The sequence below is a fragment of the Aeromonas sp. HMWF014 genome (genome assembly GCF_963878295.1).
Taxonomy (GTDB): domain Bacteria; phylum Pseudomonadota; class Gammaproteobacteria; order Enterobacterales; family Aeromonadaceae; genus Aeromonas; species Aeromonas popoffii.
Genome location: NZ_CAWNYS010000318.1, coordinates 1 through 8,348 on the forward strand (window position 1 = coordinate 1; position 8,348 = coordinate 8,348).

The following is an 8,348-nucleotide window of genomic DNA, read 5'->3' on the forward strand; positions in this document are numbered from 1 at the left end:
GGGGTTGGGGGCCGATGTCACTATCCTGGATCGTTCCCTGCCGCGGCTACGGGAGCTGGACAGTCTGTATGGTCCGGCCCTCAAGACCCTCTACTCCACCCGCACCAATATCGAGGCTTGCATCGCCCAGGCGGATCTGGTGATCGGCGCCGTGCTGATCCCGGGGGCGGCGGCGCCCAGGCTGCTGACCCGCGACATGCTCAAGCTGATGCGCAAGGGTTCTGTGCTGGTGGATGTGGCTATCGATCAGGGCGGCTGTTTCGAGACGTCCCACCCGACCACCCACGAGGATCCCACTTATGTAGTAGACGGCATCATCCACTACTGTGTGGCCAACATGCCGGGTGGCGTGGCGCGTACCTCCACCTTCGCCCTGACCAATGCCACTTTGCCGTTCGTGCTGGCACTGGCCGACAAGGGCTATGTCCAGGCGCTCAGGGATGACAAGCACCTGCGGGCCGGTCTCAACGTGTTCAAAGGCAAGGTCACCCAGGCCGCGGTGGCCCAGGCGCTCGGCTACGAGTACGTCAGCGCCGAGTCCGTACTGGGCTGACGCAGCAGCGTAAAGCCGGCCGGCAAACGTCGAGCGGGCTCACAAACCCCGCGATTTCAGGGAGGGCCGTCAGGGCCCTTTCTCATATACTGGGGTCCCTTGTCAGTGAGGTCTCTCCATGTCCCGTATTCTGCTGCTCGCCAATCTCAACTGCGATCATGTGCTCTCCCTCTCCGAACCTCTGGTGGCCGGTGCCCGGCTGCAATACGTGGATCAGGGCCGCCGGCTGGGCGGCGGCGCCGCCAACACCGGCATAGGGCTGGTGTGGGCGGGTCACGAGGTGACCATAGCCTCCCGCATCGGACTGGATGAGGCGGGCGACTGGCTGCTGGAGCAGGCGGCGGGTTACGGGTTGGACTGCTCTCATGTGGAGCGCTTCGGTGGCGAAACAGGCGAGCTGCTGATCCTGGTGGACGCCACCGGCGAGCGCACCATCCTCAGGCGGCCGCGTCGCCCCGATCTACCCGGCGACTTGCCGGTGGAGGGGGTGGACTGCCTCTACGTGAACTATCCCGGCACCGCCATCATCGGCTACATGCGCCAGATGCTCGGCAAGAGCTTCGTGGTGGCCCAGTATCCCAAGGGTGGGCAGGCGCACCGCCCCTGCCACGTGCTGGTCGCTTCCCGCTCCGATCTCGGCGAGGTGGGCGACCCCTGGCAGCATGCCAGGCAGCAGGCGGGAGATCAGCTGGAGTGGCTGGTGCTGACCGAAGGCAAGGCGGGGGCCGTGGCCATTCACGGCGAGGAGCAGATCCGGGTGGCGGCGCGGCCGGTGTCCGTGGTCGATACCACGGGGGCGGGGGATGCGTTCGCCGGTGGCCTCATTCATGGTCTTGCCCGTGGCATGGCGATCCAGGATGCTTTGCAGTGTGCGGTGGATTGGGGGGCTTTTGCGGTCGCCTCCGAGAGTTCGATTCCCTCCAGTGCCTTGAAAAACTGGCTCAGGCAGCCCCACTGAATCCTGAAGCAAGGTGTCGTATGGAGTGGTCCGATCCCCTCGGGTGTTAAGGGAGGACAGGCGAGTTTAGCCGCCAAAAATGCCCCAAACCTTGGACTAAGCCTGCAAGTTTGCGATCAATCAAAGAAAGTGTCGATTTATGTGCATCTTCATCGACACCCGCCTGAGCTGCTCTTAACCTTGTCACTCCACGACTCAGATTAAGATGCGTGCTCCGTGCCAGCGCAAGCGCGGCCCCGCCTCTTAGCTTTAGGTTGTCGTCCTGATTTCTGGCTTGTAGTAAGAGGCAAGTGCGACCATGCAACTGACACGATTTACCGACTATGCCCTGCGTACCCTGACTTTTTTGGCGGTTCAGCCGGGAGATCGCCTGTCGACCATCACAGAGGTGGCCGATACCTTTGCCATCTCTCGCAACCACGTGGTCAAGATAGTGCATCAGCTCGGCATCAAGGGCTACATAGAGACGGTACGTGGCAAGCATGGCGGCATCCGCCTCGGTCGCTCTGCCGTCTCCATCAACTTGCGCGATGTGGTGATGGACATGGAGCACGTGCTCTGCCCGGTTGATTGCAAGCGCGAGAACTGCCGCCTCTCCGGTGGCTGCCGCATTCAGGGCATTCTACGGCGCGCCATGAACGCCTTCCTCGAGGTGCTGGGGGAATATACCCTGGCCGATGCGGTGCGGGATCCGACCCGTCTCTGCCACTTGCTCGGTATCGAACAGGATTCCACTCTGGTCATGGCATAAACGCCGTGCCGGACTGACAAAGGGGCCTTGGTGCCCCTTTGTGCTTTCTGCCGTTTGAGACCTGGGTGGCGGCGCGGGTCAGAGCTGGGGGATCAGGGTGATGGCACCATGGAAGCAGGCGAGACCGCAGGCACCGCAGCCATCGCACGCCGCCATGTTGACGCTGACGCCGTCGGCGGTGGCCTTGATCGCAAGCTGGGGGCAGGCATCCTCACACAGCAGGCAGTAGAAGCCCTGCCGTGCCTGACAGCTCGCCTCTATCTGCACCCGGGTCTGCACCTGGCGTCCCCATTGCAGGTCGAGGGCACCGGTCGGACAGGCTCTGGCGCAGCTGCCACAGTAGCTGCACTGGCCGCAGGCGAGATCCAGCACAGGGGTGCCGGCGATGGCAGTGCCCTCGTATTCGGATTGGCTTGCCGGTTTGAGCAGGCGGTTGGGACAGGCCTTGAAGCATTCACCGCAGCGGGTGCAGAGGGAGAGGTACTGGGACTCTTCGATGGCCCAAGGCGGGCGTGCCTCGTGACAAACCACGTCCGGTTTGCGGGAGCCCCCCAATGCGTGCATCAGCCATCGACAGAAAAAATGAGTCATGCCCACCCCTTGTACCCATTAGGGGTTAATTTTATCCAAGTTTTCGCTGGCAAGCCAGAGAATAGCGCGGGGCAGGATCGCAAGCCGGGTTGCCCTTGTGTAAGCTAGGCGAGTCTTTTTGCGGGATTGAATGAACTCATGTGGTTATTTCTGTGGCGTGCGTCTCTGTTGTATATCTTCCCCCTGTTGATGTGGGCCTACTGCCGCATCAAGGATATCGGGTTCGCCGAGCTCGACACCGGGGTTAACAGTCACAAGTGGGTGGTACTGGCTGCCTACCTCCTCTATGTGCTGATCTGGCTATTGCTCAACCGTTACCTCGAGCTCTTCCTGCGTCAGCGGGGCCGTAAATGATCGACCTGGCGAGCTGGGTGCCGGCACTGCTGGTCGCCCTGAGCGCCCTCGGGGTTGGCTGGCTGGCGGGGCGACGTGCCGCCAGCGCACAGGCGCAGGCGTTGTTGCTGAGCCAGGAACGTCACCAGGTGTTGCAGGATCGCTTCGACGAGCTGCAGGACGAGCGGATGCAGGGCCAGCAGAAGCTGGATCAGCAGCAGACCCTCCTCATCAAGCTCACCGCCCGCCTCAAGGATGCCGAAGCCACCCTGCGCAGCGAGCGGCTGGCAGCCGCCGAGAAGCTGCAACTGCAACAGGAGGCGGAACAGCGCCTCAGCCAGCAGTTCGAGAACCTTGCCAACCGGATCTTCGAACAAAACTCCGGTAACTTCCGTGAACTGAACCAGAACAGTCTCGATCTGCTGCTCACCCCGCTCAAAGAGCAGTTGGAGGGGTTTCGCCGTCAGGTGGGAGAGACCCACGCCCAGGAGACGGCCCAGCGCCACAGCCTCAAGTTCGAGCTGGAGCGCCTTGCCGAGCTCAATGCCCGTATGACCGAAGAGGCGGCAGCCCTGACCCGCGCCCTCAAGGGCGACAGCAAGCAGCAGGGCAACTGGGGCGAGGTGGTGCTGGCCCGAATTCTCAGCGAGTGCGGCCTGCGCGAGGGCCACGAGTACCATACCCAGGTCAACATAGAAGTGGACAAGGGCAAGCGCTATCAGCCTGACGTGATAGTCCACTTGCCGCAGGAAAAAGACATCATCATCGACGCCAAGGTGTCGCTGACCGCCTACGAGCGCTGGTACAACGCCGACGACGTGCTGGAGAAGGCAGTGGCGCTGAAAGAGCACGTTGCCTCGGTGCGCAACCATATCCGCGAGCTGGGCCGTAAGGATTACCAGCAACTGCCGGGGGTACGCCCCCTCGACTATGTGCTGATGTTTGTGGCGGTGGAGCCGGCCTTCCTCACCGCGGTGGAGGCCGATCCCTCCCTGGTACGCTACGGCCTCGACAACAACATACTACTGGTGAGCCCCACCAACCTGATGGTGGCGCTGCGCACCATCGAAAACCTGTGGCGCTACGAGCGGCAGAACCAGAATGCTCGCCAGATTGCCGAGCGGGCCGGGCGCCTCTACGAGAAGCTACGGCTGTTCGTGGAAGAGATGCAGCAGATGGGCGGCAGCCTGCACAAGGCGCAGGAGAGCTACGACAAGGCGATGGGACGGCTGGTCAACGGCCGAGGCAACCTGATCGCCCAGGCCGAGCGCTTTCGCGAGCTGGGGGTCGAGGTGACCAAGACGCTGCCCGAGCCGTTGGTCAACCGCGCACTGGAGCGGGAAGAGTCTGCCGAGTGAGGCAGAGGGTCCCGCACAGCATGAGATGAAGAAGGGCAGCCATTGGCTGCCCTTCTTGCATTTCCTCACCCGATCTGGAGTCTGGCCGGGCAGTGTCGCCGCCTTGATTGGCGGCGCTACTGCTTCCAGAAGGAGGGGAAGAAGATCACGGCCACAGTCAGGATCTCGAGCCGCCCCAGCAGCATGCCGAACGACAGTATCCACTTGGCCGAGTCCGGCAGGGTGGCAAAGTTTCCACTGGGACCTATGATGGGGCCCATGCCCGGGCCTACGTTGGCCACCGCCGTGATGGAGCCTGAGATGGCCGTCAGGGGATCCAGCCCGATGGCGGCGAGCAGGGCGGCGATAAGCAGTATGACGGCGAAGTAAGCCAGCACGAACGAGATCATGGAGCGGATGATGGCGTCGTTGACCTGGCGACCGTTGTACTTCTGCGGGAAGACGGCGGAGGGGTGCATCAACTGGCGCATCTGCTTCTTGAACAGGGCGAACGCCACCTGTACCCGGAATACCTTGAGGCCGCCGGCGGTGGAGCCGGAACAGGCGCCCAGTGCCAGCAAGATGATAAAGATGATGCTGGTGAGCGGCCCCCAGGTGCCAAAATCGCCGAGGCCATACCCAGTGGTGGTGAGCACCGAGACGATATTGAAGCTGCTGACGCGCAGGGCATCCATAAAGCCGTAAATGTCTCTGATCCACAGGTAGAGGGTGACCACGATCGTGACCCATACCACCAGCCAGAAGAAACCCTGAACCTGGGCATCCTTGAGCAGGCTGGTGTCACGGTGACTCAGGCTCTGCACATAGAGCAGGAAGGGCAGGCCGCCGAGGAACATGAAGAGGGTGCCGATCCAGTGTGCCGAGTTGGAGAAGTGCGACATGGATTGATCCGAGGTGGAATAGCCCCCGGTACTGAGAGTGGTCATGGTGTGGTTGACCGCCTCGAACAGCGTCATGCCGCTTACCCAGTAGGCGAGGAAGCAGCACATGGAGAGCACCAGATAGACCACCACTATGTTGTTGGCCACCGTCTTGGCGCGCGGTGCGCTCTTGTCCGACCAATCCGAGCTCTCGGTCTGGAACAGCTTCATGCCGCCCACGTTGAGGTAGGGCAGCACTGCCACCGCCATCACGATGAAGCCCACGCCCCCCAGCCACTGCAGTATTGATCGCCACAGCAAGATGCTGTGGGCCATGTCGTCGAGCCCTGACAGTACGGTGGAACCCGTGGTGGTGACGCCGGACATGGTCTCGAAGTAAGCGTCGGTGAAGTCGATGTGGTTGAAGAAGAAGAAGGGTAGAGCCCCGAAGATGCAGGCGACCACCCAGACAGAGGTGGTGAGCAGGAACATCTCGCGCACGCCGAGGTGAAACTCCGCCTTGCGACCGTGGTGCAGGCAGAGCAGGGCGGCACCGTGGGTGATCAGCACGGATTTGAGGAACTCGACGAAGCCCTCGGAGCCGGTGAGCAGCGCCAGCAGGGTGGGCAGCCACATGAACAGGGCCAACTTGGAGAGCACCAGCCCTAGGGTGAAGATGATGGGACGCAGCTTGATCATGCAGGATAACCTGATCGTTGATTGACAAAAGACCCGGACAATCCGTTTGGGAGGCTGTGCCGGGTCAGGTTTGCGTTGCCTGGGGGCATGGGCAGGTTACAGGAAGAAAGGACTTGGCTGAAACAGCCGTTCCACTTCCGGGATGTACTTCTTGTCCACCAGAAACATCACCACATGGTCATCCTGCTGGATCTGGGTGCGATCGTGGGCGATCAGTACCTCATCACCGCGCACTATGGCGCCTATGGTGGTGCCGGGCGGCAGCTTGAGCTCACCCACCGTCTTGCCCACCACCTTGGAGGTGTTTTCGTCACCGTGGGCGATGGCCTCGATGGCCTCGGCTGCACCGCGGCGCAGGCTGTAGACGTTGGCGATGTCGGCCCGGCGCACGTGGGTCAGCAGGGCCGAGATGGTGGCCTGCTGCGGCGAAATGGCGATGTCGATGGATCCACCCTGCACCAGATCCACGTAGGCGCTGCGCTGGATCAGCACCATGGTCTTCTTGGCGCCCATCTTCTTGGCGAGCAGGGCTGACATGATGTTGGCCTCATCCTCGTTGGTCACGGCGATGAAGACGTCGATCTGATCGATGTGCTCCTCGGCCAGCAGTTCTTGATCCGCCGCATCGCCGCAGAAGACGATGGTGTTTTCCAGCAGCTCCGACAGCTGTTCTGCCCGCTTCTGATTACGCTCGATCAACTTGACGCTGTAGCGCTTCTCCAGCTGGTGCGCGAGGCCGGCGCCTATGTTGCCACCGCCGACGATCATGATGCGGCGATAGGGGCTCTCGAGCCGCTGCAGTTCTGACATCACCGCCCGGATATGGCCAGCGGCGGCGACGAAGAAGACCTCGTCATCCGCTTCTATGATGGTGGTGCCTTGCGGACGTATGGAGCGGTTCTGGCGGAAGATAGCGGCCACCCGGGTCTCTATGTTCGGCATGTGATCCCGCAGGGTGGAGAGGGCGTTGCCCACCAGAGGGCCGCCGTAGTAGGCCTTGACCGCCACCAGACCCACCTTGCCACCGGCAAAGTCCACCACCTGAAGCGCACCCGGATATTCGATCAACCGGCGTACATAGTCGGTCACCAGCTGCTCGGGGGCGATCAGGTGATCCACCGGCACGGATTCCGGCAGAAACAGGCGATCCCGTTCCACCAGATAGGCCGGCGATCGAATGCGCGCTACCTTGTTCGGGGTGTTGAACAGGGAGTAGGCAACCTGGCAGGCGATCATGTTGGTCTCGTCACTGTTGGTGACCGCGACCAGCATGTCTGCATCCTGGGCGCCCGCTTCGCGCAGCACCTTGGGGTGGGCGCCGTGGCCGTTCACCACCCGCAGGTCGAACTTGTCCTGCAGCTCCCGCAAGCGGTCGCTGTCGGTATCGACGATGGTGATGTCATTGTTCTCGCCGGCCAGGTTCTCGGCCAGGGTGCCACCGACCTGGCCGGCACCCAGAATGATGATCTTCATAGGAACCCCTCAGGGAACGAGGATGTGTTGCAACGGCTGCCAGTATGGTCAGGGTCAGTCATCAACATGATGATTTTCATAGGGAGAGCGTGCTCGATATTACGCAGTAATGGGTGCCGTCAACCGGCACCCGTCATCTTCATGGCCACTGCCCTGCTTACCGTTTGAGCAGCTTGGCATAGTAGAAGCCATCCATTTCGGCTTCGCCCGGCAGGAACTGGCGGCCCGGACATGCCGGGGTATCCTGTTCGTGCAGCGGCACCAGGGTGGCATCCGGGGTGGCTGCCAGGAAGGCACGGATCTGTTCGCGGTTCTCTTCCGGCAGCACTGAGCAGGTGGCGTAAAGCAGAGTACCGCCGCTTTTCAGTTTCGACCAGAGGGCGATCAGAATACGGCGTTGCAGCTCGGCCAGCTCACGGATGTCCTGATCCCGGCGCAGCCACTTGATGTCGGGGTGGCGGCGGATGACACCGGTGGCGGAGCAGGGGGCATCCAGCAGGATGCGATCGAACTGACCCTTTGGCCACCAGAGTTCCGGGGTGCTGGCATCACCGTGGATCACCTCGGCCTTGAGGTCGATGCGATCCAGGTTTTCCTGCACCCGCTTGAGGCGGTGCTCGTCGGCATCGACGGCCACCACGCCAGCCAGGGCGGGTTGACGTTCAAGCAGGTGAGCTGTCTTGCCACCGGGGGCGGCGCAGGCATCCAGCACCCACTCGCCCGGTTGCGGGTCGAGCAGTCGGGCGGCCTGTTGCGCCGCGCCATCCTGTAC

At 62.2% G+C, this 8,348-nt stretch carries 9 protein-coding genes; 5 read left to right on the forward strand and 4 right to left on the reverse strand.

What is annotated here, in order from left to right; translation table 11 throughout:
* The 3 genes from AAC083_RS13195 to AAC083_RS13205 form a co-directional block, all read left to right on the forward strand.
* The coding region (locus AAC083_RS13195; RefSeq protein WP_375134727.1) for an alanine dehydrogenase at positions 1-553 on the forward strand (553 nt) is incomplete at its 5' end.
* A 118-nt stretch (positions 554-671) separates the two neighbouring features.
* The gene (locus AAC083_RS13200; RefSeq protein WP_108535454.1) at positions 672-1,511 is read left to right on the forward strand and encodes a PfkB family carbohydrate kinase; all 840 of its coding nucleotides are present in this window, start codon (positions 672-674) and stop codon (positions 1,509-1,511) included.
* A 298-nt stretch (positions 1,512-1,809) separates the two neighbouring features.
* Positions 1,810-2,262, forward strand: a complete 453-nt coding sequence (locus AAC083_RS13205) for an Rrf2 family transcriptional regulator (protein ID WP_042033941.1) — start codon at positions 1,810-1,812, stop codon at positions 2,260-2,262.
* 78 nt (positions 2,263-2,340) lie between these two features.
* Here AAC083_RS13205 and AAC083_RS13210 read toward each other — a convergent pair whose 3' ends face one another.
* Positions 2,341-2,853, reverse strand: coding sequence for a ferredoxin-type protein NapF (locus AAC083_RS13210; RefSeq protein WP_108535455.1), 513 nt, complete (start codon positions 2,851-2,853; stop codon positions 2,341-2,343).
* Between the two features lie 138 nt (positions 2,854-2,991).
* Between AAC083_RS13210 and AAC083_RS13215 the strand changes: the two genes are divergently transcribed.
* On the forward strand, positions 2,992-3,207 hold the full coding sequence (locus AAC083_RS13215) for a hypothetical protein (RefSeq protein ID WP_042033938.1): 216 nt from the start codon (positions 2,992-2,994) through the stop codon (positions 3,205-3,207).
* Entirely contained in the window at positions 3,204-4,544 is a 1,341-nt protein-coding gene (gene rmuC, locus AAC083_RS13220) for a DNA recombination protein RmuC (protein WP_108535457.1), read from the forward strand. Before AAC083_RS13215 ends, rmuC begins: the two co-directional genes overlap by 4 nt.
* A gap of 116 nt (positions 4,545-4,660) precedes the next feature.
* On the opposite strand, the gene AAC083_RS13225 is transcribed toward rmuC, so the two are convergent.
* The 3 genes from AAC083_RS13225 to rsmB form a co-directional block, all read right to left on the reverse strand.
* Positions 4,661-6,103, reverse strand: a complete 1,443-nt coding sequence (locus AAC083_RS13225) for a TrkH family potassium uptake protein (RefSeq protein WP_042033936.1) — start codon at positions 6,101-6,103, stop codon at positions 4,661-4,663.
* 96 nt (positions 6,104-6,199) lie between these two features.
* Positions 6,200-7,576 (reverse strand): Trk system potassium transporter TrkA, encoded by a 1,377-nt coding sequence (gene trkA, locus AAC083_RS13230; RefSeq protein WP_042033934.1) that lies wholly within the window; start codon positions 7,574-7,576, stop codon positions 6,200-6,202.
* Between the two features lie 157 nt (positions 7,577-7,733).
* The coding region (gene rsmB, locus AAC083_RS23120; RefSeq protein ID WP_258224562.1) for a 16S rRNA (cytosine(967)-C(5))-methyltransferase RsmB at positions 7,734-8,348 on the reverse strand (615 nt) is incomplete at its 5' end.

Coding starts and splice junctions, on each gene's coding strand:
- AAC083_RS13200 (WP_108535454.1), top strand. CDS start 672: ATGTCCCGTATTCTGCTGCTCGCCAATCTCAACTGCGATCATGTGCTC.
- AAC083_RS13205 (WP_042033941.1), top strand. CDS start 1,810: ATGCAACTGACACGATTTACCGACTATGCCCTGCGTACCCTGACTTTT.
- AAC083_RS13210 (WP_108535455.1), bottom strand. CDS start 2,853: ATGACTCATTTTTTCTGTCGATGGCTGATGCACGCATTGGGGGGCTCC.
- AAC083_RS13215 (WP_042033938.1), top strand. CDS start 2,992: ATGTGGTTATTTCTGTGGCGTGCGTCTCTGTTGTATATCTTCCCCCTG.
- rmuC (WP_108535457.1), top strand. CDS start 3,204: ATGATCGACCTGGCGAGCTGGGTGCCGGCACTGCTGGTCGCCCTGAGC.
- AAC083_RS13225 (WP_042033936.1), bottom strand. CDS start 6,103: ATGATCAAGCTGCGTCCCATCATCTTCACCCTAGGGCTGGTGCTCTCC.
- trkA (WP_042033934.1), bottom strand. CDS start 7,576: ATGAAGATCATCATTCTGGGTGCCGGCCAGGTCGGTGGCACCCTGGCC.